The following is a 24,985-nucleotide window of genomic DNA, read 5'->3' on the forward strand; positions in this document are numbered from 1 at the left end:
CGCTTCGTCGAAGAGACTGGCTCCACCAACGCCGACATGCTGGCGTCGGCGGAGCAGGGCGTGGCCGAAGGGACGTGGCTGCGCGCGGGACGACAAGTGGGTGGCCGTGGTCGCATGGGCCGGACTTGGGAAAGTCCTGCGGGCAATCTCTATTGTTCCACGCTGGTTCGGCTGAGAGCGGGGGATCCGCCTGCCCATCTGCTGGCTCTGGTCGCAGCAAACGCGGTGCATGCGCTGGTTGCACCATTGTGCGAGGGGCAAGCGCGGATCAAATGGCCCAATGACGTTCTGGTCGATGGCGCGAAGATCGCGGGTATTCTGCTCGAACGTGCGGGAGATGCCATCGTCGTGGGGATCGGCATCAATGTGGTGGGCCACCCGGTTGGGCTGGACCGGCCTGTTACCAGTCTGGCGGCGCAGGGGGCCGAGGATGCAGAAGCTGGCCCGCTTCTGGAAAGATTGGCGGAATTATTCGAACATTGGCTGGCCATCTGGCGCGCGCAAGGGCTGGAGCCGGTGCGGGCGCATTGGTTGCTGAACGCGCATCCCAGCGGCACGGCGATGCGGGTCGTTCAGCCTGACGGCGAGACCGTCGAGGGCAGTTTCGATACGCTTGATCAGCAAGGGATGCTGATCCTCCGCTTGGCGAATGGCGATACCCGTGCCATTCATGCGGGCGACATCCTTCTCATCTGATATCCGGGGACGGGCCATGCTTCTCGCGATCGACGCGGGCAATACCAATGTGGTTTTCGCACTGCTTGACGGGCGGGAGATTCGCGCGCGTTGGCGGATCGCGACCGACCCGCGACGGACGGCGGATGAATATGCCGTGTGGCTGAACCAGTTGCTGATGCTGGAAGGCTATGCCCTTGCGGATGTCGATGCGGTCATTATCGCCACCGTTGTTCCACGCGCGCTGCATAATCTTCAGGTGCTGGCGGAGAAATATTTCAAGACGGCCGCGCTGGTTGCGGGGCAGGCGCCGGTCGAGTGGGGCATTGAACTGGACGTGGCGGAGCCCGCGTCCGTGGGTGCCGACCGCGTTGTAAACGCTATTGCCGCCCACCATTTGTACGAAGGCGATTTGATCGTCATCGATTTTGGAACCGCGACTACCTTCGACGTCATCGATTATCAGGGGACTTACAAGGGCGGCATCATTGCGCCGGGGATCAACCTGTCGCTCGATGCATTGGTCTCGGCCGCTGCCAAGCTTCCAAAGATTGCCATCGCGCCACCGGAGAACCGATCGGTTATCGGTCGTACGACGGAAGCGCAGATGCATATCGGCGTTTTCTGGGGCTATGTCGCGATGATGGAAGGGCTAGTAGCCCGGACGCGGGCGGAGATTGGCCGCCCGGCCAAAGTGATTTCGACAGGCGGCCTGGCCGTCCTGTTTGATGAGAATAGTGAAATTTTCGATGCAATCGCGCCGGACCTGACCATTTTGGGTCTCGCGCTGTTGCACGAACGGAGTTTGAAGAACTGATGATACCTAAAGACGAGCTGCTCTTCCTGGCCCTTGGCGGGTCGGGAGAGATTGGCATGAACGTCAATCTATATGGTTGCCAGGGCAAGTGGGTGATGGTCGATCTTGGCCTGACCTTCGCCGACCCGGCTTATCCTGGCGTTGATTTGGTGCTGCCCGATCTGTCCTTCATCGAGGAGCGGCGTGAGGACCTGCTCGGCATCGTGCTCACCCATGGGCATGAAGATCATATCGGTGCCATCCCCTATCTGGCCGCTGACCTTGGCGTGCCGCTTTATGCGACGCCCTTCACGGCGGGCCTTATCAGGCTGAAGCTGGAGGAAGAAGGGCTGACCAAAGAGGTCAAGCTGAATGTCATCGACAATGAAGGCAGCTTCGCGCTGGGGCCTTTTGGCTTCCGCTATGTGCCGCTGGCTCATTCAATCCCCGAGGGTAATGCCGTGCTGATCGACACGCCTCACGGACGTGTTTTCCACACGGGCGATTGGAAGATCGACGAGAAGCCATTGCTGGGCCAGCCTTCGACCCCCGAGGAGCTGACCGCGATCGGTGATGAGGGGGTGCTGGCGCTTGTTTGCGACAGTACGAATGTATTCAATTCCGAGGCGAGCGGCTCCGAAGCTGATGTGCGCGAAGGGCTGATGCAGACGATCACCGGCGCGAAGGGGCGGGTGCTGGTTACTACTTTCGCCTCCAACGCGGCGCGTTTGCAGACGCTTGGCGAAGTGGCGAATGCAGTCGGACGCAAGCTGTGCGTCGCCGGGCGATCGCTGGACCGGATCATCTCGACCGCTAAGGCAGCAGGATATCTCAAGGATTTCCCGCCGACGGTCGATTGGGATGACGCAATGGCGCTGCCCCGTAACGAGGTGATGATCATCGCCACGGGCGGGCAGGGTGAAGCGCGTGCGGCCCTGTCTCGCGTTGCTTTCGACAGTCATCCCATCAAGCTGGACACCGGGGACCTCGTTGTTTTCTCGTCCAAGCAGATACCGGGTAACGAGATCGCGATTGGGCGTATTCAAAATGCTTTGGCGACCAAGGGCGTGCTGATGGTGACGGATCGCCAGGCCGAGGTCCATGTTTCGGGCCACCCGGGGCGACCCGAACTTGAAGCCATGTATCGCTGGGTCCGGCCGCAGATATTGCTGCCCGTCCATGGCGAGCGGCGGCACATGGCGGAGCAGGCGCGGCTTGGTCTGACAAGTGGCGTCCCCAGCGCCATCGTGCAGTCCAATGGTGATATGTTGAGGCTGGCGCCGAATGGTCCCGAGATCATCGGGCATGAGGCCACGGGGCGGCTCGTTCTGGATGGCGATGTGATCCTGCCCGCGGACGGTTCCACGATGAACGAGCGCCGCAAGGTCGCGCTGCATGGGCAGATCAGCGTGGCGGTGGCGCTGGACCGTAAGGGCAAGCTGATGGGTGAGCCCGCGTTGCGTACCCAAGGCGTGCCGGTGGAAGAGGATAAGGCAGCGTTCTTGGCGGAGGCGGCTGACGAGGCGGCGCAGGCTGTGTCGAAGGGGCCGCTAGAGGAAGAGGCGTTGCGCGAGCGGGTACGGCTGGCGGTGCGGCGGACGGCCACGCGCTGGACAGGCAAGAAGCCGGTGGTGGACGTCCTGCTCATTCGCGCCTAAGGCTCCGCATCATGAACTGGTACGCAATCCTGGCTATTTATGTGCTGTTCTGGGTGATCAGCGCGTTCATCGTTCTGCCTTTCGGCATCCGGACGCCCGACGAAACGGGTGAGGTGATGCTGCAAGGGCAGGCTGACAGTGCGCCCAGCAACTTCCGGCCGGGCGTCGTTGCGTTACGTGCGACGGCCCTGTCGGCGCTGTTGTTCGGGCTATATTATGCCAATTATGTCGAGGGCTGGGTCACGCTGGAGCGGCTGACGCATCCTTCGTGATGGTCGTAAGATAGCGTTGGTGCAGAGACCGTCGCGAGCTTTGGCAAGCGCAGTCCGAACGGATGAGTTGTCCGGACAGCTCACTTGATGCTCTGGTGGCGGTAGCTGACCGGTTCAGTGCAGGCCGACCGCCGGTATAGCGCTGTCCATCGACAACATCATGATGATCAATTCCGACCGGGATTTGATGCCGAGCTTCTGAAAGATGCTGTGCAGGTGCACCTTGACCGTTCCTTCGGTCAGGCCGCACCGAGCGGCGATTTCGCGATTGCGGAGGCCGGCCCGGATAAGTCCGGCAATCTCCATTTCCCTGTCGGTTAGGCTGGAAAGCGCGTTGTTGTCGTTCGGCGGGGCCGAGATGCTGTGCACAAGCGCCTGTTCCATCACGGCGGGCGCAATGCTTTTGTTGCCGCCCAGAACCTGCGTGATGCAGGAGAGCAGTTCATTGGGATCGCTGTCCTTCAACACCACCCCATCCACGCCGAGCTTAATCGCCTCCAGCGTCTGATCAGGGCGGATGTGGACGGTCATGAAGATAACCGGAACATTGCTACCGCTGTCGCGGATGGCAGACAGGATCGCGAGGCCGCCACCGTCCTTCATGCTCACATCCAGGACCAGCAGGTCCGGCTGATCATCCTGAAGGCGGGAGATGGCTTCACTGACAGAACGCGCGCAGAAGACGACGTTATGCCCGTGCGAACTCAGAAACTGCGCCATGCCATCCAGGAAGATGGGGTGGTCGTCGACTATCGCAATCTGAGCCATCATATTGGGGACCTCGGCAAGGATGAAGGTAATCTAATCGAAATTAATGAATTCATGCTTAAGTTGTGGAAATAGGCGGTGCCGCCGATCTTGCCCAACCGTTTCATGATGGACTGCGATTGCAGTTCGAAGTCGCCAGTATAGCTTTGCTGCTCGATCCCCCGGTCGCCCGGATTGTCCTTGAGCGCGATCATTATCTCATCATCGGCCTGAGCAAGTGAGACGGTAATATGCTGGGCGGCGGCGTGCTTTACGGCGTTGGCGGTAGCCTCCCGGAGTAGGAACTCTACTTCCGCTGCCGTTTCAGATGTGACCATCATGGGATGGTCTACCGGGTTCAGCCGACACTCAATTCCCCATTGCAGGGCAATGAAGCGGCAGCAGCTTTCGACATCGCGGACCAGATCGACATCGTCCGGGCTGTTCCCGGTCACATTGAGCAGGCGGCGCAGATGAGCCTGTTCGGCGGTGACGAGTTCTTCCATCGCATGTAATTCGGCCAGGTGATGCGGGGCTTCGATAGCGGCAAGCCCATGTTGTGCGGTCACAAGGCGGACGCGAAGGGCGGCAAGGGTCTGAAGAACGCTGTCGTGCAGATCGCGGCTCAGCGCGAGCCGCGCTTCGGCAAAGGTTCGATCGCGCCAGGCGAGCAGGAAAAAATGCCTTTCGAGGAAGAGTTCCAGCCCCTCCTGGATGCGGAGCGCGCGGAGCAGGGCGGCAGGCGACCAGCCATGGCGCGTGCCGACGAAAATGCGGCCGCGCAGCTCACCGGCCTGAACCTGAAAGCTCAAACCCTGCCCTGCGCCCAGCAGGTCGGATATCGCTTCCGTCAGGTGAGAAGCCTTTTCATTGCGCGTGATGCCGAGGCGGTTGCGCAGCAACAGGCGGCTTGATTGACCGGAATAGAGAAAGGGCGCTTCCGGCGGTGCGATGCCCAGCAATGCTTCTACCTGCGGCTGCGGCAGGCTGATGGCATGGACGCCGTCGCCATTGATAAGCTCGCAGTTGATGGGGCCATCGTCCATCTGCCAGACGAGAGCGCAATAGCGGGCCGCCATCAGTTCCGATATCTGCTCCACCACGAAGCGCGGAAGAGATTTTTGGAAAGACAGCCCGACGGCCTGCAATCGTTCCGACCAATCGATAAGCCGCCTTTCCAGGATCGACATGCTGAGCATCGCCGCGGCGATGGTGCAGCCGATGATCACCGTGATCCCATCGATCGCTCGATCCACCTCCGCCACATGCCGTTCGGCAGCCCAGCTTTCGTAGGAACCCCGCGCCAGGAAAGCGAGAACGAGGCAAAGAGCAAGGACGATTATCGAGCCACGGCCGAAACGCTCCGACGCCGACCAGGCAACGAAAAACAGGCACGCGAGGGCTGCGATCTGCAAAGGCTGGCATAGGGCGATCACCGTCAGGAAGATGATCGCGTCGAGGATCAGTGACAGGGGCCGGAGCAGCAAGCCAAGCGGCGGCGCCAGCATATGCTGCACAATGCCGAACACGGTCCAGAGCCAGACGCCGCACTGCAAAAGTGTGATGGTGCGGGCGAAGTCGGGTTCGTTGTTGAACATCGCGCCGATCTGCCACGTGGCGGCAACGGCAAAAGCGACGCGGGATACGGCAAAACCCAGCGTCGGTGATCGACCCAACCAGAGCACCAGGCGATCCATCGCGGAAGATGACGCCTTGGGCATATTCAACATGGTGGCTTGTCCCCCGACTCCCACATGGATGTTTCACCACAGGCAGGCAATAGAAACAACCTATATCGACCCCGGCATCTGGTGCGCGCCCAGCAGTGGCGCCAAGGGCTCGGCACGGTTAAGGATGACGCATGGCGGTGCTGATCACTCCTGCCCTGGTTTGCGGGGTCCGTTCCCATGGTGAACATGGAGCCATTGCGCGCCTTCTGACGCCGGATCACGGACTGTTGGCGGGCTATGTGCGTGGAGGCCGATCTCGCGCCTTGCGGCCGGTGCTGCTGCCGGGAAATAGCGTGAAGGCGGAGTTCCGGGCTCGGACCGAAGAGCAGCTTGCCGGGCTGACCGTCGAAATGGAGCATAGCCGCGCACCTTTGCTATCCGAGCCCTTGCCTGCCGCGGCGATCGACTGGGTCTGCGCGCTAACGGCGGCGGCTCTGCCGGAAGGGACGCCATATCCCATGCTCTATCAGGCTTTGGATGGCGTGCTGGGCGCGATCGACGCGGCGCCCGCCGCGCGGGGATGGGCGGCGGCTCTGGTGCGCTACGAACTGTTGTTGTTGGCAGAACTGGGCTTTGGCCTCGATTTTGGCCGGTGCGCAGCGACAGGTGGTGCCGAAGATCTGGCCTTTGTAAGCCCGCGCAGCGCGGCGGCGGTCAGCAGGACGGGTGCTGAGGGATATGAGAGCCGGTTGCTGCCGCTGCCGCCTTTTCTGCTGGAGGGAGGCAGCGGCGACTGGCCTGGCATATTGGACGGATTACGGCTGACCGGCTTCTTTCTGGAACGGTCGGTACTGACCGATTGGAGGGCCGACACGCTGGCCGCGCGCGAAAGGCTGGTCGACAGGTTGAAAAGAGCGGTTGCGTGAGGCGCGGCGGCTTCATAAGGGGCGGCCACGACATTGAAGGAGTTTTCGCGCCATGTTGATCGCCCTGTTCCCCGGAGATGGTATCGGCCCAGAGATCATTGCGCAGGCACGGCGCGTGCTCGACGCCTTGGCGATTGATGGCCTGACCTATGAGGAAGGGCTGGTTGGCGGCGCTGCTTACAAGGCCGTGGGCCACCCGTTGCCGCCCGAGACGCTGGATATCGCACGCCGCGCGGACGCCATCCTGTTTGGCGCGGTCGGCGATCCCGATTGCGACTCGCTGGAGCGGCATTTGCGGCCCGAGCAGGCGATCCTTGGCCTGCGCAAGGCGCTGGGGCTGTTTTCGAACCTGCGGCCCGCGAAGGTCTTTCCGGAACTGGCGGACGCGTCTGCCCTGAAGAAGGAGGTGGCGAGCGCCATCGACCTGTTGATCGTGCGCGAAACCAATGGCGACGTCTATTTCGGTGAAAAGGGCATGCGCAAGACCGCGAACGGCTTGCGCGAAGGCTATGACGTCATGTCCTATAATGAAGAGGAGGTGCGCAAGATCGCGCATCAGGGCTTCCAGGCTGCGCGCGCACGCCGGGGCAAGCTCTGCTCGGTGGACAAGGCCAATGTTCTGGAAACCAGCCAGCTGTGGCGTGACGTGATGATCGAGGTTTCGGCTGAATATCCCGACGTTGCCCTGTCCCACATGTATGTCGATAATGCCGCGATGCAGCTGGTGCGCGATCCGGGCCAATTCGATGTGATCGTTACGGGCAACATGTTCGGCGATATCCTGTCGGATCAGGCGAGCATGTGCGTCGGATCGATCGGCATGCTGGCATCAGCGACCCTCAACGACAGCAAGCAGGGCCTGTACGAGCCGATCCATGGGTCCGCTCCCGACATCGCCGGGCAGGGCAAGGCCAATCCGCTGGCAACGGTCCTGTCGGCGGGGATGATGCTGCGCTACTCGCTGGGCATGCCGGAACAGGCTGACCGGATCGAGGCTGCGGTTGCCAGGGCGCTTGCCAATGGCGCGCGCAGCCCTGACCTTGGCGGAAAGATGACTACGGTGGAGATGGGCGACGCGGTGCTGGCGGCTCTGAAGTAAGGAAGAAGCGATGAAGCGCAGGAGCGGGCAGGACCCGGCGATCACCAAGAATTGGCGACCCGCTACGCTTGCGGTGCGGGGCGGCAGCGCGCGCAGCGAATGGGGCGAAACGTCCGAAGCGCTATTTCTGACCAGCGGCTATTGCTACGATCGCGCCGAAGACGCTGCGGCGCGCTTCGCGGGCGAGCAGCAGGGCATGACCTACAGCCGCCTGCAAAACCCGACGGTCGAGATGCTGGAAAAGCGCATCGCGCTGCTGGAAGGCGCCGAAGCATGCCGTGCTACCGCCACCGGCATGGCGGCGATGACGGCGGCACTGCTGTGTCAGTTGTCGGCGGGCGACCATGTGGTTGCTGGCAAGGCGCTGTTCGGGTCATGCCGCTGGCTGACGGACACGCTGTTGCCGAAGTTCGGGATAGAGACGACGACCGTCGATGCAACGGACAATGCTGCCTGGGAAGCGGCTGTGCGGCCCAACACGAAGGTGTTCTTCTTCGAGACGCCCGCCAACCCCACGATGGATGTCGTGGACCTGGAGGCGGTGTGCGGCATCGCGAAGAAGCATGGCATCGTCAGCGTGGTCGACAATGCTTTCGCGACGCCAGCGCTTCAGCGACCGATGGAATTCGGGGCGGATGTGGTCGCCTATAGCGCGACCAAGATGATGGACGGGCAAGGCCGTGTCCTGGCCGGTGCGATCTGTGGCACCGAAGACTTCATCATCAATACGCTGCTGCCGTTCCACCGCAATACGGGGCCGACGCTGAGCGCGTTCAACGCCTGGGTGGTGCTGAAGGGGTTGGAGACGCTGGACCTGCGCATCCGCCGCCAGAGCGAGAACGCCCTTAAGGTAGCGAAGTTTCTGGAGGGCCGGGTGGCGAAGGTCCTTTATCCGGGGCTGGAAAGCCATCCGCAATATGCTCTGGCGGCAAAGCAGATGGAGATGGCAGGGCCTATCTTCTCGCTCTATGTCGGTGGCGGACGGAAAGAGGCCCATGGCCTGCTTAACGGGCTGGAGCTGGTCGATATCAGCAATAATATCGGGGACTCCCGGTCGCTGATGACCCATCCCGCCTCGACGACGCATTTCGGCATGGCCGAAGAGGCGCGGCTGGAAGTGGGCATCACCGAAGACATGCTGCGGCTGAATGTCGGCCTTGAAGATGCGGATGATGTGATCGAGGATCTTGATCGCGCTCTGAAGTCGATAGGCCGTTGACGAAAGCAGGGGGAAAGGCGCATTTCTTTTAACGTGAACGCGCTCTTTCCCTTTCATGCGACCACACGTGATATCAACGTGCATGTTGCCGTTACGTTCCTGCCGGAACAGTCAGAGCCTGACCGGGGGCGCTGGTTTTGGGCCTACCATATCCGTATCGAAAATAGCGGGGATCAGCCCGTGCAATTGCTGACGCGCCATTGGGTGATCACCGACGGGCGTGGCGTACAGCATCGGGTGGATGGCGATGGCGTCGTGGGCGAGCAGCCGGTGGTGCAACCGGGGAAAAGCTATGACTATGTTTCGGGTTGCCCCCTCAACACGCCGACAGGATCGATGCGCGGGCATTATCATATGATCGGCGCCAGCGGGGAGACGTTCGACATCGCTATCCCTCATTTCGCGCTCGTAGCTCCGGCGATTGCCGAATGAAGCGTACGCATTTGCCGTTGAACGGTCTGCGCGTGCTGGATGCGGCTGCGCGACACCTTTCCTTTACTCGGGCTGCTGATGAGCTGGCGGTGACCCCGGCAGCCGTTGGCCAGCAGATCCGGGCGCTGGAGGATTTGCTGGGCGTTGTCCTGTTCCGCCGGACGCCCAAGGGTCTGGAACTGACCCCGGAAACCGAAGCGGGCCTTGAAGCCTTGCGCGCGGGCTTTCTGGAGTTTGAAGAAGCCGTGCGAGCGATGCAGGCGGGACAATCCAGTTCTTCGCTGACCATCGCAGCCCCGCGAGACGTCACGGCAAAATGGCTGCAACCGCGCCTCGCCAGCTATGCGGCGAGCCAGCCCGATCTCAAATTCGCTCTGGTCGCAGCGGACGAGACGCTGGATTTCACGGAGGCTAATCTGGACCTCGCATTGCGGCTGGCCGACGGGCCAGGCGAACATGAAGGGGTGAAGCTGGGCGAGGCGAGTTTCGTTACGGTCGAAGCGGCTGGGGGAAGTCCGGCGCATCGCGTCGATTGGCCGGGCTGTCCCACGGCAAGCGAACCGGCGGCGATCCGGGTTGCTGACGCTGGGCTCGCCATCGAAGCCGCGATCAACGGCTTTGGACGAGCAACCGTGCCGCTGCTGCTCGCACAAGCCGATATCGAGGCGGGTAGGGTGCGGCAAGTGGGGGAGCCGGAGGCGTCTACGCTGGCCTATTGGTTGATCGCGCCGCTGCCTCAATGGCGGCAGAAGAAGGTGAAGGCGCTGATCGAGGCGCTTCTCTCCTGAACCGAGGCTTTCGCTTCCGGCCTTTTGCTGGGGCGAGGCCGTCGTGCGCATCGAGGAGTAGGAGGATGACCTTTCGCGGCTTCAACCATAGCGGGCGAGCATGTGCGCTGCTGCTGCTTTGCCTGGCGCCTCCCGCATGGGGGCAAGCACCCTATGTTGCCGATGTTACCGAGGCGCGAGAGAAGCAATGGCGATCATTGGTGGCGGAAGCGCAGACCGCTTACACAGGCGGGCGACTGTCTGAAGGCACAGAAGCTGCGCGCAAGGCGTTGGCGCTGGCCGATGAACTATTCGGGGCTGATGATCCGCGCACGCTGATTTCCGCAAATGATCTGGCTCTATTACTGGAAGGAATGGGCAATCATCGCGAGGCTGAACAATTGCTCCGCCGAGTATTCGACAGCTATTTGCGCACGCGGGGCGAAGATGACCCCAATTGCCAGATGGCGCTGGAAAACCTGATCGATTTCTATCTGGCGCGCAAACGGATGGACGCAGCTGGGCCGTTGGTGGGCTATGCATTGGATCTCTTTCGCCGGACAACAGGCACCGCCAGCGAGCGCACGCAGCGTATGGAAAAAATAGCGGCGCAAATGCCCAAGCCCGATCCAGTTATTCCGGTGAACTGACGATCGCGTTTCCGCCTCCATTCGCCGACTATATCGATGATTATAGCCCTTAGGGTGAATTGCTAAACCATCCGCCGCTGCTATCCCCATTCCACCATCGGACGGCGACGTTCATTTCCCCCTAAATGTCTGGTCAGTGCGTGCATTGGCATGAGTTGGGGGAGTGGGCGTTGGCACCGAACATAATTCCGTTGGGTCGCAAAAATGAGCGGGCGGCTGGCCGAAGGGCTGGCCGTCCGCTTATCGTTTCCGAGACATCCCTGGCCACCAGGACACCCGAAAGTAGCTCTATAGCTTCAGCGGTGCGTTCCGAGTCGTTGCCGGACAGCACTCCGATCATTAGCCTGCATTAAATGCAGGGTATAAGACCAACGATATACTGCATGTGAAATACGTATATCTGTAGTAATAGAGCATGGGTTATTTTTCGGCCGCTATCGTATTTAAATGGTTAACAAAAGTTGATTTTAGGTGACTCTATTTATCCCCGCCTAATATGATCGCTCATCGGGTCAGAAGCATAAGACGATAGTATTAATCCGGGGCGGGGAGGGCCAATAAGGCCTTGCCAACGGAAGATCGCAGACAATGGGCAATAGCTGATCCGCTAATGCCATGAGTCGATGAAGATGGAATTTCTCGATGCATGCGCGTTGAGGAAGCAATCTTCTGCGCACTTCTTTGATCCGTCCCATGATGACAGGTGGGATGGAAAGATGGATTTCGAGCGCGAATGGAATGTCGATGCCGCCGCTGACCGTCAGCAAGCGCATGACCCGGTATTGGATGCACTCGCTGCTCGGGTGAAGGGGCACCATATCCAGCCAGGCACAATGCGCACGGTGGCCGCTGGCCCGGATGGCGTTGTCGTCCTTCCTGCCGGAACCGACATCAATCAAATAGAGGTCGATGGCCGCAACCTGATCGTCACGTTGCCGGACGGCACTCAGATGGTGATCCTGGACGGCGCGGTCGTAATGCCGCACATCGTTGTCGGCGACGTGGAAATCCCTTCGGTCAACCTTGCGGCGCTGTTGATCGGCGAGGAACCGCAGCCCGCTGCTGGTCCGGCTCGCAGTTCTGGCGGCAATTTCCTGGCAGCCGAGGGCGACGTCGGAAATCCTCACGGCCTGGGCGATCTGCTCCCGCCGACCGAATTGGCCTTTACGCAGCCTGAACAGCGTGAAATCCTCCCCATCGCGCCGAATGAGGAAGATCATGTGCCTGAACTGGAGGTCCCCACCTCCGGCCCTGGCACGGTCGTGGACGAGTCCGGCCTGGGAACGGTAAACCGTCCCGGCGGATCTCCTGGTTCGAACGAACCGGCCCCGGTCGAGACGACAGCCGGCACCATCACCTATGTCGCGGTCGATACACCCGCAACGATCAGCATCAACGGCCAGGTCGTCACTGGACCGGGGCAAACGATCACCGGCGCCCACGGCACGCTGACGATCACCAGTGTTGCTCCAGGTGCGATCGAATACAGCTATACATTAGCGGACAATACTTCGGGCGATACCGTGACCGACAATTTCACGGTAACGGTTACCGATGCTGACGGGGACAGCGTCACCAAGACGCTGGTGGTCAACGTTATCGACGATGTGCCTACCGCGCACGATGACGTGGCTCACCAGGGTACAGAGGGTGCGCCGGTCGTCATCAGCGCCTTTGCCAACGATGTGTTCGGCGCAGATGGGGTCGATATCGACAATAATCCCGCCGTGCGCGTGACGATTGTCAGCGGTCCAGCAGAAGGAGCGGTGGCGTACGACCCCGCGGCCGGGCTGTTCACCTTCACTCCGGCGGCTGGGCAGGAAGGCACGGCAACCTTTGTCTACCAGATTCAGGATGGCGATGGCGATACCTCACAGGCGACAGTCACTGTCACCCTGGAGCCCGATTCTACGCCGACCGTTGAGGTTCAGGCTGGATCGGACACGCTGGTCGATGAGTCTGCGCTCAACCCCAATGGTTCTAATGCTGACTCCACCGCGGAGACCGCCGCCGGAACTCTGATCGTCACGACAGGAAACGACACGGTCGGCTCGCTGGTCATCAATAATGTGGATGTGACCAATGGCGGGACCGTCCAGGGCAGCTTCGGCACCCTGACCGTGACCGGGTCCCCGGCGTCCGGATACAGCTATAGCTACACGTTGGGAACGGCCACCTCGGGCGACAACACCAAGGATAGCTTCGCCGTCACCATTACCGACAGCGATGGAGACACCGCAGGCACGACGCTGACCATCGGCATCGTCGATGATCAGCCGCAGGCGGTTGACGATGTCGGCAATATTGTCGTCGAGGATGCTGCCAACAGCCTGTCGGGCAATGTGCTGAGCAACGATGTGTCTGGCGCGGACACGCCCAAGAGCTTTGTTGCCTGGGGCGCGGATGCAGCGGTGGTGGCGGAGCTGAACAGCTACGGCACGCTGGTGCAGAACAGCGACGGCAGCTGGAGCTATGTGCTCGACAACAGCCGGGCGGCGACGCAGGCGCTGGGCAGCGGGTTCAGCCAGGACTTCACGCTCCATTATACGATGCAGGATGCGGACGGCGACCAGTCGCCCGCGACCCTGACGATCACGGTGAAGGGCGCGGACGACAGCGCGACCGTGGTGACGGCTTCGTTGAACGGCCCTGACGCGACCGTTTATGAGGCGGGCCTGCCGAGCGGGACGGCGCATGACGGCAGCCATGTGACGAGCGGCAGCTTCACGGTGAGCGCGACCGACGGGATCGCGAGCATCACGGTGGGGGGCACGAGCTTCACCCTGACGCAGATGCAGGCGTTCGGCACGACCAATGGCGTTGTGAATACGGGCGAGGGGACGCTGCTGCTGACCGGCTACGATGCCGCGACCGGGGCGGTAAGCTACAGCTACACGCTGCTCGCGACGATCGACAATGACAGCAAGACGGGCGCGACCCTCACCGAGTTTGACGACAGCGTCACGATCGACGTCCATGGCGTCGGCGGCACCAGCGGCAGCGACACGCTGGTCGTGCGGATCGTCGATGATGCACCGGTTGCGGTCAATGACGCGGGCGGCACGCTGACCGAGGATGTGGCGGGTAGCCTGTCTGGCAATGTGCTGACCAACGACGTGTCTGGCGCGGACACGCCCAAGAGCTTTGTTGCCTGGGACGCGGACGCGGCGGCGGTGGCGGAGCTCAACAGCTACGGCACGCTGGTGCAGAACAGCGATGGCAGCTGGAGCTATGTGCTGGACAACAGCCGGGCGGCGACGCAGGCGCTGGGCAGCGGGTTCAGCAAGGACTTCACGCTGAATTACGTCATGGAAGACGCGGACGGCGACCAGTCGCCCGCGACCCTGACGATCACGGTGAAGGGCGCGGACGACAGCGCGACCGTGGTGACGGCCTCGCTGAACGGCCCTGACGCGACCGTCTATGAGGCGGGCCTGCCGAGCGGCACGGCGCATGACGGTAGCCATGTGACCAGCGGCAGCTTCACGGTGTCTGCGACCGACGGGATCGCGAGCATCACGGTGGGGGGCACGAGCTTCACCCTGGCGCAGATGCAGGCGTTCGCCGCGACCAATGGCGTTGTGAACACGGGCGAGGGGACGCTGCTGCTGACCGGCTACAATGCCGGGACGGGGGCTGTGAGCTACAGCTACACGCTGCTCGCGACGATCGACAATGACAGCAAGACGGGCGCGACCCTCACCGAGTTTGACGACAGCGTCACGGTGAGCGTGACCGGCATCAGCGGCACCAGCGGCAGCGACACGCTGATCGTGCGGATCGTCGATGATGCGCCGCATGCGGTCAATGATGCGGGCGGCACGCTGACCGAGGATGTGGCGGGGAGCCTGTCTGGCAATGTGCTGACCAACGACGTGTCTGGCGCGGACACGCCCAAGAGCTTTGTCGCCTGGGGTGCGGACGCAGCGGTGGTGGCGCAGCTCAACAGCTACGGCACGCTGGTACAGAACAGCGATGGCAGCTGGAGCTATGTTCTGGACAACAGCCGGGCCGCGACGCAGGCGCTGGGCAGCGGGTTCAGCCAGGACTTCACGCTCCATTACACGATGCAGGATGCCGATGGCGACCAGTCGCCCGCGACCCTGACGATCACGGTGAAGGGCGCGGACGACAGCGCGACCGTGGTGACGGCCTCGCTGAACGGCCCTGACGCGACCGTCTATGAGGCGGGCCTGCCGAGCGGCACGGCGCATGACGGCAGCCATGTGACCAGCGGCAGCTTCACGGTGAGCGCGACCGACGGGATCGCGAGCATCACGGTGGGGGGCACGAGCTTCACCCTGGCGCAGATGCAGGCGTTCGGCACGACCAATGGCGTTGTGAATACGGGCGAGGGGACGCTGCTGCTGACCGGCTATAATGCGGCGACCGGAGCGGTAAGCTACAGCTACACGCTGCTCGCGACGATCGACAATGACAGCAAGACGGGCGCGACCCTCACCGAGTTTGACGACAGCGTCACGGTGAGCGTGACCGGCGTCAGCGGCACCAGCGGCAGCGATACGCTGGTCGTGCGGATCGTCGATGATGCGCCGCATGCGGTCAATGATGCCGACAGCGTGACGGAGGGTCTTGACAACAAGGCTGACGGCAATGTGTTCACTGGGGTTGGCGGCACGGACGCTAATTCGACCGATGGCACGGCGGACACGATCGGCGCGGATGGCGCGGCGGTTGGCGGTGCGGTGACGGGGGCGCGGGTCGGCACGGAGGCAGGCGGCGGCGCGTTGACGGGGGTGAGCGCGGCAGGCACGACGATCAGCGGCACCTATGGCGACCTGCTGATCAAGTCGGACGGCAGCTATACCTACACGCTCAAGACCGCGTCGATCCCGGCGGGCGTGACGAGCGAGACCTTCACCTACCAGATCAAGGATGGGGACGGCGACACAGACCTGGCCCAGCTGGTGATCAGCCTGAACCAGGATGGCCGCGTGCCCGATGTGACGGGCGACACGAGCACGGTCTATGAGGATGGCTTGGCGGATGGTTTGCAGCATGGTGCGACCAGCGAGACCGACACGACCGGCCAGTTCACGGTCAACGCCAATGGCGAGAGCTACACGCTGACGCTCGATGGCGATCTCAACCCAGCGCAGGCGATCACGGCGGTGGGGCAGCAGGTGTTCACGAGCAAGGGCGTGCTGACGATCACCTCGATCTCGGCGCCAGATGTGAACGGCGTCGTGACCTATGGCTACAGCTATACGCTGGATCATGCGTTGACGCACAGCGGCCAGGGCGAGATCAACCCGCTGACCGACACGATCAGCATGACGGTGACCGACGCCACTGGCGACAGCGATGCGACGCCTGGATCCATCGTCGTCTCTATCGTGGATGATGTTCCGACATTGTCTTCCGTTACCGATTTGTCGGTGGCGAATTCCATTCACACCTACAGCGGGAATGACGTCAGCTTCACCTATGGTGCCGATCAGGCGGGCAGCATCACGCTCACCCACCTGACTGACATAGCGGGCATCGTTTACACGGGCGACGGCACCGGAACGTTGACGGCCAGCGTGAACGGCAACCCCTATTTCACGGTATCCGTTGATCAGGCGACAGGCGATTATACGGTGGACGTGCTGACTACGCGACCAGTGGTCGATACGCCGCTCAGCTTCAGCAACATCGCGCCTGGCAATTACACGACGGTTACTCTGCCAGGCGGGCAGGTGTTCGACGGCGTTTCTTACGCCAACGGGACGACCACCGCCCAAGCCTTCACCAACGATGGGTCGACGATCAATCCGTCGGGCAACGGTTTTGGCGTGGCGAACAACCTCATCAATGACAATGAAGGCTTCCTGTTCAGTAATCACGACTCTTCGTCCCTGAGCTTCGACGTTAATTTCCAGCCGAACACATCGACGGTGACGGTGAGCTGGGCGACCTATGCGGGCGGCACGCCGACAGCTGGTGCGTTGCCACTTCAAACCGGGACTTTCCTCGTCACGAAGGATGCTGACGGGATCACCCATGTCGATATCGATCCGACACTCGATTTCGATCACATGGTTGTCCGCTTCGATTACAGCGAGAGCGGCAATCCAGCGGCGCGCGTTGAAAATTTCAGCGTAACGCAGCAGGTCATTCCTGACGATCAGGTGCTGCAGTTCGCAGTCACGGTGAAGGACGCAGATGGCGACATTGTCACCAGCACGACACCCACCACCACGATTGATGTTACGTTCCAAGGCGGAGCGCCGGTTCCGCCGGTCGCGATAGATCTGGACGGCGACGGTCTGGAATTTGTCGATCGTTCGCTGGGTGTCACCCACGATTATGGCAGCGGCACGGTCAGCACGGCATGGGTCTCGTCCGACGACGGCCTGCTCGCTCATGCGATCGGCGGTTCTTACGACATCGTCTTTGCGGACGATGCACCGGGGGCGAAGAGCGATCTGGAGGGCCTGCGCCTTGCCTATGATGGCAATGGCGACGCTGTGTTCGACGCCCATGATGCCGCCTACTCCGAATTCGGCGTCTGGCAGGATCTGAACAGCAACAGTGTGGTCGATGGCGGTGAGTTCAAGTCGCTGGCCGATATGGGCATCGCATCGATCAAGCTGACCTCTGATGGCCAGAGCTATCAGGCAGCTGGCGGCGACGTGACAGTGCTGGGGGAAGCGACCTTCAACCGTACTGACGGCACGACGGGCACTGTCGGTGACGTGGTGTTCGCCACCTCCAAGGATGTCGATCTCGCCAAGACGGAAAGCACCACCAGCGGCTTCAACCAGGCGTTGATAGCGGCGAGCCTGGTGGCGGTGGCCGGTACTGTCGAGACGTTGGAGCAGGCGCCTGCCCCGGTCGTCGCTCAGGCCGAGACGACGGTGGATACCGCACCGACGGCTACAACTAGCACGGCGTCCGAGCCTGCCAACGAAGGCGACGCAAGCACATCGGTGTCGAGCGAAAGCCAGGATAGCCATGGTGCGGATCAGCCGGTCGAGCAGACGAGCCACAGCGGCAGCGACGATTCGGCTCCAGATCATTCAACGCTTTCGGGCGGCGATGATGCACCGGTTCATGCCGCCAATGATGATGGCCAAGCGCAGCCCGCGCTGGACGATCATCAGGGTTTGCTCGCCCAGGCGGTCAATCTCCCGGTCTTCGACGGCAATGCGGCAGCGCTCGTTGCGGCGCATGAGGCGGCTCCGAATGCTCAAGCAGCACAGGTGGTAGCCGAGGCCTTGGGACATGCGGGGACGCCAAACATCGATGCGCTGCTGGCCGCGTTGCCGGGGGGCGAGCATGCGCCAGTGCTGCTCAATTCTGTTGCGGGCGACGCTGCCGATGCAGGCCATCTGATGGCGATGGCGGCCAGTGTCTTCGATGCGGCGATGGTCGCGCATGAAGCGATGGCGGTCGCTCACGGGTGATCGCCATAGTTTGGATTTCTCGCGGGAATATTGGGGGAGAATGATTATGCGGAACAGGTTGAGAAGCATCGCTTCCTTCGGCCTAGCGGCGGGGATGATGTCGACGGGGGCCTTGGCGGCACCCGCTTCGCCCCTCATGCAGATGGGCAATTCGGAGCTCAAAGGCGCGCTCAAGAGCCGTTATGACACGGCGGTTGCGGCGGCGGGCGACGCAAGCTTACGGGCAGCGCAGGACAGCCGCTGGACTTGGGCCGTAGAGGCCAAGAACCAGTGCGGCATTGCGCTGGGCTTCATGAAATCCGGCACTAAGGATGCGGACAGCATCAATAAGTGCGACGACTTTGTGGCACGCCTTTCGGCGCCGCCACCGCCGCCGGTGCCGACCGCAGCTTCAGCCCCACCCGCGCTGGACTGCACGGCACCGGCGGTGTCCATCTTCTTCGACTGGAACATGGACACGCCGCTGCCCGAGGGCGCGGCGACGATCAACCAGATCACGCAATCGGCCGCCCAGTGCGGTTGGACGCGGTTCGGCGTCACCGGCTACACCGATACGTCGGGCGGCAAGGGCTATAATGACGGCTTGTCGCTGCGCCGGGCGCAAAATGTCGCCGGGCTGATGAGCCAGGGTGGCATCGCGATGGACGCGATGACCGTCAGCGGGCTGGGCGAGACCCAGCTGAAAATCGAAACTGCCGACAATGTGCGCGAACCGATGAACCGTCGGGTCGAAGTCACTGCCAGCACCAATTGAGGGGAGCGCAATCATGACAATCCTGCGCAAGACATGCGGCAGCCTGATGGCGCTGTGCGCCGCGACCATGGCAACGACCGGTTGGGCACAGACCACGGATCTGAAGAGCGCCATTGCGGCCGCGATCGACAGTCATCCGGAAATCAACCAGGCGATCCAGAACAAGGAAGCGATCGAGTTCGAACGCGAACAGGCGAAGGGGTTGTATCTGCCCCGGGTCAGCGTGGAAGGATCGGCTGGCATTCGTCGGTTGGAGAATAACACGCGCCGGACGCTTGGCCTTGGCGACCAGACGCTCTACCCGCTGGAAGCAAGTGTGCTGGCCGAAGAAACGCTGTTCGATTCGGGGTATCGCGGTGCTGAAAAGCGGCGTCAGGCCGCGCGGATCGACGGAGCTGCGCTGCGTGTCGGTGAACGGTCACAGTTCGTCGCGCTGAACGTCACGCGGCAGTATCTGGATTATATGCTGCAACAGCGGGTCGTCGCGGCGGCTGAGGACAATATCGCTTTCCATCGCAAGCTGCTCGGCGATCTGGGCGAGGGCGTGTCGAAGGGATCGATCAGCATCGCCGACCAGCAGCAGGCCGAAGAGCGGCTGCAATCCGCGTTGGTCCGCAAGAGCGAAGCTGAGCAGGACCTGACCAACGCGGCGATCAGCTTTCGCACGCTGACCGGTCTTTCGATCGATCAGGTGTCGATGCCCGATGCGGTGACGAGCGCTGTACCGCCGACGCTGGACGAAGCGATTGCGGGCGCGCGCGCCAACAACCCGCTGATCCGGGAAGCTGAGGCTGACATCCAGGCTGCCCATGCAGTCGTCGACGAGGCTGAGTCCGAGCTTGGACCCAAGGTTGTGCTGGAAGGGCGTGGCCGCATCGGCGAGGATGTGGACGGCTTCCGTGGCAGCACCAATGACGTGCAGGGGCGTGTCGTCCTGCGCTGGCAGCTGTTCGATGGCGGTATCAACCGGGCGAAGGTCCAGGAAATGACCCGCCGCGCCAGCGAGGCGCGTTTCCGGCTCAGCCAGCGTCAGCGCGAGGCGGAAGATGATGTCCGTACTGCCTGGAACCGTTGGGATACCGAAAAGAAGCGGCTGAACGACTTGTCGCGTCAGGGCACGGTGTCTGATTCCCTGCTGGTGTCCTATCGCGAGCAGTTCAACGTCGGACGCCGTTCGCTGCTCGATGTGCTGGATACGCAGAATACCCGCTTCAATACGCAGGTGCGGACGGAAACCGCCCGCTTCTCTGAAATCTTCGCGCAATATCAGATCTTGGCGGCGACCAATCAGTTGCTCGACACTCTGGGGATAGCCCAGCCTTCGGGCGCCAATCCCTATGCGCGCAAGAAATATGATGTCCCGGATCTGCCGCCCGCCGAATTGCAGCGGCGGCGCTATCCGGGCTGAGTTTCCATCTTTGGGGTCACCCCGGCTTCGGCCGGGGTGGCGCGGGGTAAACAATGTTGGAACGAAGCACATTAAGTCTGGCCGAATGGCTGGACCATCAGAGTTCGTCCGGTGACGAGCTGATCGAATGCATCGCCCATGTGGCGCGGCATTTCGATCGATCGCCGGGGATCGTGGCTCTGCGGGCGGGTCTTGCCGTTGATGAATCCGGGCGTTTGCCCTTTCATCAGGCGGAATCCGCGCTGGATCAGATCGGCCTGCTGAGCGACCATGTCCGCGGGCGGCTGGACAAATTGCGGCCCGCCAACCTGCCAGCCATCCTGCCGCTAAGGGGCGAGCGCTTTCTCCTCCTGCTGGACATCAAGCAGGGCGATGCACTGGTTCAATTGCCGCATGCGAGCGAGCCGGTATGGGCGCGGCTTTCCGACCTGGAATCCTATTTCACCGGCGAGGCGCTGGCGGTCATGGCCGATCACGGCCGCGAACGGGCCGAGGAAAGGCCGTGGGACGAGCGGGCGCGGCAGCATTGGTTCTGGCGCGAAGTCTGGCGGGCGCGTGGGTCCTTTGGCTACGTCATGCTGGCGGCGGGGATCATCAACCTTCTCGCCTTCGCGTTGCCGCTGTTCACGATGAACGTCTATGACCGGATCATTCCGAACAAGGCGGCTTCCAGCCTGTGGGTATTGGGCGCGGGCGTCATGCTGGCCTTTGGGCTGGATTTTGCTTTGCGGCTCGCCCGGGCGCGGCTGGTTGACGAGGCTGGCCGGGAAATTGACGAACGGCTGTCGCAGCGGTTGTTCGAGAAGGTGATGAACGTGCCGCTCGCCAGCCGCGCGGGCAGCACAGGGGCGCTGGCACGGCGGGTGTCCGAATTCGAAAGTGTCCGGGAATTTTTCACATCGACCACCGTAGTGCTGGTAGTGGATATCAGCTTCCTCTTTCTGTTTGTCGGCATCATCGCGCTGCTTGGCGGTTGGCTGGCAGTCGTGCCCGTCGTCATGATCGGCATCATGGCCATAGCGGGCTTTTTCCTTCAGCGCTCCATGGCCAGCCTGTCGCATGATGCGCAAGCGGACTCGAGCCTGCAAAGCGCCGCGCTGGTGGAAGCGATCGGGGGCATCGAAACGCTGAAAGCATGCCGCGCCGAAGGGCGGATGCTGGAGCGGTGGCGCCGTTACGCCAGGATGAGCGCATCCACGCAGGAAAAACTGCGGCGGCTAAGCTCGACCAGCGTGACACTCGCGTCGCTATGCCAGCAGGTCACGAGCATCGCATTGGTGATCGGCGGATTTTACATGTTCGCCGCGGGCGAGATCACCATGGGTGCGATCATCGCTATCGTCATGCTGGCTGGCCGGTCATTGGCGCCTGTTGGACAGCTGGCCTTCGTCATCGTGCGAGCACGGCAGGCGATGACGACTTTAGGCAGCCTCCAGACGCTAATCGATCAGCCGGACGAGCGGCTGGACGGAGCGCGTGGTATCATCCCGAAGGTGCGCAAGGGCGCGATCGTCGCCAAGGGGCTGGAGTTCAGCTATCCGGGCGCGTCGCAGCCAAGCCTGAAGGGCATCGACCTGCGCATCGAACCGGGCGAACGGATCGGTATCATTGGGCGCGTGGCGTCGGGCAAGTCCACGCTGGGGCGGGTGCTGTGCGGCCTTTATCCTCCAGGCGGTGGCATGCTGACCATCGATGATGTGGATAGCCGCCAATATCATCCGCACGAACTGCGCGCTGCCTTCCGTTATGTCGGGCAGGATGCGGAGCTGTTCAGCGGGTCGGTGCGGGAAAATCTGCTGCTGGGCGCGCGGGACGCCGACGATGAGAAGTTGTTGGACGCGCTGGAGCGGTCGGGCGCGTCGCGCTTCTTCGGGCGGGATGCCGCCGGGTTCGACCTTCATATCGGTGAGCGCGGCAGTCGCCTGTCGGGCGGGCAGCGGAGCTTCCTGGTGTTGGCGCGGGCGTTAGTGGAGCCGACCAGGCTGCTCTTCCTCGATGAACCGACCGGCGCGATGGATAATCAGACGGAAAATCTGTTTGTCGACCATCTGGCAAAGGCGCTGGAGCCCGAACAGACGCTGATCGTATCGACGCACCGCCATGCCTTGCTGCGGATCGTGGACCGGCTGATCGTGATCGACCAGGGTGTGGTTCTGGCGGACGGGCCGCGCGATGAGGTTATCGGACAGCTTCAAAAAGGAGCGGTCCAATGATCGGGCGGACATGGAGGTTGCCAGCGTCTGAGGCTTGCATGCTCGGCCTCGGGGGGGCGCTTGTTGTAGCCTTGGCAGCAGGAACGGTCGGCTGGCGCGGGAACGACGCTCCCAAGGCTGCGGTCGAAACGAGGATCATCGACGGTGCGCCCGCCATACCCCGTCAGTATCGCGCGCTGGTGGAGATCACAGAGAGCGAAGCCACGCCCTCGACGACTGGGCAGGAGGCGGCGGTGCAGAATGGCAGGCTCCGGTTTGCGTCCGGAGCCATTGCCGCAGCATCGCCTTTCCGGGCGCTTCAATCCGCCGGCGAGGACAGGAGCCGCGCGCTGCAATGCCTGACACAGGCGATCTATTATGAAGCAGCGGCCGAACCGGAAAGCGGACAGCGCGCGGTGGCGCAGGTCGTTCTCAACCGTGTACGTCATCCCGCCTTCGCCAAGACGGTGTGCGGCGTGGTGTATCAGCGCTTTAACGCGTCAGTGTGCCAGTTCAGTTTCGTATGTGACGGGTCACTTGCGCGGCGGCCTTTGGCCGTCCTCTGGAATAGGGCACAGCGGATCGCGGCGGCGGCGCTGGCGGGACAGGTTGAACCGAGCGTTGGCACGGCAACCCATTATCATGCCGATTATGTGTTTCCTGGATGGGCGCCGCATCTGGCGAAGCTGGTGAAGATTGGCGCCCACATCTTTTATCGCTGGCCGGGCGCGTGGGGGCTGCCGCGTGCTTTTACGGGGCGCTATGCCGGGGGTGAATATATCCCTGCCTTCGATCCATCGCAGATGGTGGGGATGAAAGAGCCGGAGATCGATTATCCTTCGGTTGCGGCACTGCCCGAACGCCGGGCGGCCAATGATGTGGGCGGGCGGATGGACCCGTCCAAGGGATGGAAGCTGTCCATTCCTGATCCTTCGCAAGGGGGCGGCGCTCTCACCAACATGTTGGCCGCGCAGGAAAAGGCGAAGGCGGTGGCGCTCGCTGCCGATGAACATGCAATGCGAGAGGCAAAACCATGATGGGGCGCTGGATCAGCTGGCTGCGGGGGCAGCCGGGCAACAAGCAGGTCATCCTGTATAGCGGCGGAGGCATGCTGGCGTTCCTGTTGTGGGCCAGTCTTGCTCCGGTGGATGAGGTGACGCACGGGCAGGGGCGGGTGATCCCGTCGAGCAAGGCGCAGGTCATCCAGTCCGCCGAGCCGACCACGATCGAGGAGATATTGGTCCGGTCGGGGCAGAAGGTCAGCAAGGGCCAGTTGCTGGTGCGTCTGGACGACGCGATGCTGGCGTCCGAACTGGGGCAGTTGCAGGCGGAGACGCGATCGCTGACGGCGCGGGCGGGACGGCTGGAGAAGGAAGGCACCGGTACGGGCGCCAACTGCGCCACGGGCGGCCCCGAATGTCAGCAGGAGCAGGCGCTAGCCGCAGTCCGCCAATCGGCGCTTCGCAGCAAGCAGGATGGGCTTTCGGCCCAGGTGGAGCAGCGCCGCCGCGAACTGGGCGAGGCGCAGGCCACGATCGACAGCCTGGGTGGCAGCGTCCAGCTGGCGCGGCAGCGGGTGGCGATGCTGGAGCCGCTTGCGGCCAAGTCCATTGTCCCGCAGACCGAATTGCTCGACGCCCGGCGTGAGCTGGTGGATGCGCAAGGGCGGCTCAACGCGGCGCAGCAGCAGGCGTCGCGTGCATCGGCCGCGATTCGCGAGGCACAGGCGCAACTGTCCGAGGCGAATTTTCAGTTCAAGCAGGATGCGCTGAACGAACGTAGTCAGCTGGAGGCCAAGATTGCGGTCAATAGCGAGTCCCTGCGCGGTGCGAAGGGCCGAGCACAGCGCGCGGAAATTCGTTCGCCCGTCGATGGCGTGGTCAACGATGTGCAGGTGACGACCATCGGCGGCTTCGTGACGGCGGGCCAGAAGATCATGCAGATCGTCCCCATCGGCGACAAGCTGCTGGTGGAGGCGCGGGTGAAGCCAAACGACATCGCCTTCATCAAGACCGGCGACCGCGCGGTCGTGAAGGTCACCGCCTATGACTTTTCCATCTATGGGGGCCTGAGCGGCACCGTGCAGCAGGTGTCGGCCGACAGCGTTTATGATGAAGCGACGCGGGAGGCCTATTTCACGGTGGTCGTGGAAACCGACCGCGCGTGGTTGGGCACGGGCGCGCACAAGCTGCCTATCACGCCCGGCATGGTGTGCGACGTGGAGATATTGACGGGCCGCAAGTCGGTCCTGGCCTATTTGCTCAAGCCCATCATGAAGGCGCGGTCAGAGGCGTTGCGGGAGCGGTAA

The 24,985-nt window shown here is 62.4% G+C and carries 18 protein-coding genes; 16 read left to right on the top strand and 2 right to left on the bottom strand.

Features of this window, described 5'->3' with window-relative positions; genetic code table 11:
* The first annotated feature begins 36 nt into the window (after window positions 1-36).
* Genes ACZ5TH_RS02595 through ACZ5TH_RS02610 form a run of 4 tightly spaced genes read left to right on the top strand, consistent with a single transcriptional unit; the run spans window position 37 to window position 3,401 of the window.
* Window positions 37-696 (top strand): biotin--[acetyl-CoA-carboxylase] ligase, encoded by a 660-nt coding sequence (locus ACZ5TH_RS02595; RefSeq protein ID WP_464794507.1) that lies wholly within the window; start codon window positions 37-39, stop codon window positions 694-696.
* Between the two features lie 16 nt (window positions 697-712).
* Window positions 713-1,492 carry a type III pantothenate kinase gene (locus ACZ5TH_RS02600; RefSeq protein ID WP_464794508.1) on the top strand — a complete coding sequence of 260 codons (780 nt, stop codon included), beginning with the start codon at window positions 713-715 and terminating at the stop codon, window positions 1,490-1,492.
* Entirely contained in the window at window positions 1,492-3,129 is a 1,638-nt protein-coding gene (locus ACZ5TH_RS02605) for a ribonuclease J (RefSeq protein WP_464794509.1), read from the top strand. The genes ACZ5TH_RS02600 and ACZ5TH_RS02605 overlap by 1 nt, the downstream gene beginning before the upstream one ends.
* Before the next feature lie 11 nt (window positions 3,130-3,140).
* Window positions 3,141-3,401 (top strand): DUF1467 family protein, encoded by a 261-nt coding sequence (locus ACZ5TH_RS02610; protein ID WP_464794510.1) that lies wholly within the window; start codon window positions 3,141-3,143, stop codon window positions 3,399-3,401.
* Window positions 3,402-3,515: 114 nt separating this feature from the next.
* Here ACZ5TH_RS02610 and ACZ5TH_RS02615 read toward each other — a convergent pair whose 3' ends face one another.
* Together ACZ5TH_RS02615 and ACZ5TH_RS02620 are read right to left on the bottom strand one after the other, a co-directional pair.
* Window positions 3,516-4,169, bottom strand: a complete 654-nt coding sequence (locus ACZ5TH_RS02615; protein ID WP_464794511.1) for a response regulator — start codon at window positions 4,167-4,169, stop codon at window positions 3,516-3,518.
* Window positions 4,169-5,845 (bottom strand): sensor histidine kinase, encoded by a 1,677-nt coding sequence (locus ACZ5TH_RS02620; RefSeq protein ID WP_464794512.1) that lies wholly within the window; start codon window positions 5,843-5,845, stop codon window positions 4,169-4,171. The genes ACZ5TH_RS02615 and ACZ5TH_RS02620 overlap by 1 nt, the downstream gene beginning before the upstream one ends.
* 164 nt (window positions 5,846-6,009) lie before the next feature.
* Here ACZ5TH_RS02620 and recO point away from each other — a divergent pair, with 164 nt between their 5' ends.
* From recO to ACZ5TH_RS02680, 12 genes are all read left to right on the top strand, one after another.
* Window positions 6,010-6,744: a DNA repair protein RecO gene (recO, locus tag ACZ5TH_RS02625; protein ID WP_464794513.1), complete on the top strand. Its 735-nt coding sequence runs from the start codon at window positions 6,010-6,012 to the stop codon at window positions 6,742-6,744.
* 52 nt (window positions 6,745-6,796) lie between these two features.
* Window positions 6,797-7,843: a 3-isopropylmalate dehydrogenase gene (leuB, locus tag ACZ5TH_RS02630; RefSeq protein WP_464794514.1), complete on the top strand. Its 1,047-nt coding sequence runs from the start codon at window positions 6,797-6,799 to the stop codon at window positions 7,841-7,843.
* Window positions 7,844-7,853: 10 nt separating this feature from the next.
* Window positions 7,854-9,062 (top strand): O-succinylhomoserine sulfhydrylase, encoded by a 1,209-nt coding sequence (metZ, locus tag ACZ5TH_RS02635; RefSeq protein ID WP_460987710.1) that lies wholly within the window; start codon window positions 7,854-7,856, stop codon window positions 9,060-9,062.
* Between the two features lie 33 nt (window positions 9,063-9,095).
* Window positions 9,096-9,494 carry a Co2+/Mg2+ efflux protein ApaG gene (apaG, locus tag ACZ5TH_RS02640; RefSeq protein WP_449471576.1) on the top strand — a complete coding sequence of 133 codons (399 nt, stop codon included), beginning with the start codon at window positions 9,096-9,098 and terminating at the stop codon, window positions 9,492-9,494.
* Entirely contained in the window at window positions 9,491-10,282 is a 792-nt protein-coding gene (locus ACZ5TH_RS02645; protein ID WP_464794515.1) for a LysR family transcriptional regulator, read from the top strand. The genes apaG and ACZ5TH_RS02645 overlap by 4 nt, the downstream gene beginning before the upstream one ends.
* A gap of 65 nt (window positions 10,283-10,347) precedes the next feature.
* The gene (locus tag ACZ5TH_RS02650; protein WP_464794516.1) at window positions 10,348-10,911 is read left to right on the top strand and encodes a tetratricopeptide repeat protein; all 564 of its coding nucleotides are present in this window, start codon (window positions 10,348-10,350) and stop codon (window positions 10,909-10,911) included.
* A 716-nt stretch (window positions 10,912-11,627) separates the two neighbouring features.
* On the top strand, window positions 11,628-18,323 hold the full coding sequence (locus tag ACZ5TH_RS02655; protein ID WP_464794517.1) for a beta strand repeat-containing protein: 6,696 nt from the start codon (window positions 11,628-11,630) through the stop codon (window positions 18,321-18,323).
* Window positions 18,324-18,369: 46 nt separating this feature from the next.
* A complete protein-coding gene (locus ACZ5TH_RS02660; RefSeq protein ID WP_460987714.1) occupies window positions 18,370-19,077 on the top strand; it encodes an OmpA family protein in 708 nt (235 codons plus the stop codon).
* A 13-nt stretch (window positions 19,078-19,090) separates the two neighbouring features.
* Window positions 19,091-20,485 carry a TolC family protein gene (locus ACZ5TH_RS02665; protein WP_464794518.1) on the top strand — a complete coding sequence of 465 codons (1,395 nt, stop codon included), beginning with the start codon at window positions 19,091-19,093 and terminating at the stop codon, window positions 20,483-20,485.
* Window positions 20,486-20,538: 53 nt separating this feature from the next.
* On the top strand, window positions 20,539-22,698 hold the full coding sequence (locus ACZ5TH_RS02670) for a type I secretion system permease/ATPase (RefSeq protein ID WP_464794519.1): 2,160 nt from the start codon (window positions 20,539-20,541) through the stop codon (window positions 22,696-22,698).
* 71 nt (window positions 22,699-22,769) lie between these two features.
* Window positions 22,770-23,714 (top strand): cell wall hydrolase, encoded by a 945-nt coding sequence (locus tag ACZ5TH_RS02675; protein ID WP_464794520.1) that lies wholly within the window; start codon window positions 22,770-22,772, stop codon window positions 23,712-23,714.
* Window positions 23,711-24,985, top strand: coding sequence for an HlyD family type I secretion periplasmic adaptor subunit (locus tag ACZ5TH_RS02680; protein ID WP_196225756.1), 1,275 nt, complete (start codon window positions 23,711-23,713; stop codon window positions 24,983-24,985). Before ACZ5TH_RS02675 ends, ACZ5TH_RS02680 begins: the two co-directional genes overlap by 4 nt.

The organism is Sphingobium sp. TomTYG73, from assembly GCF_055394245.1.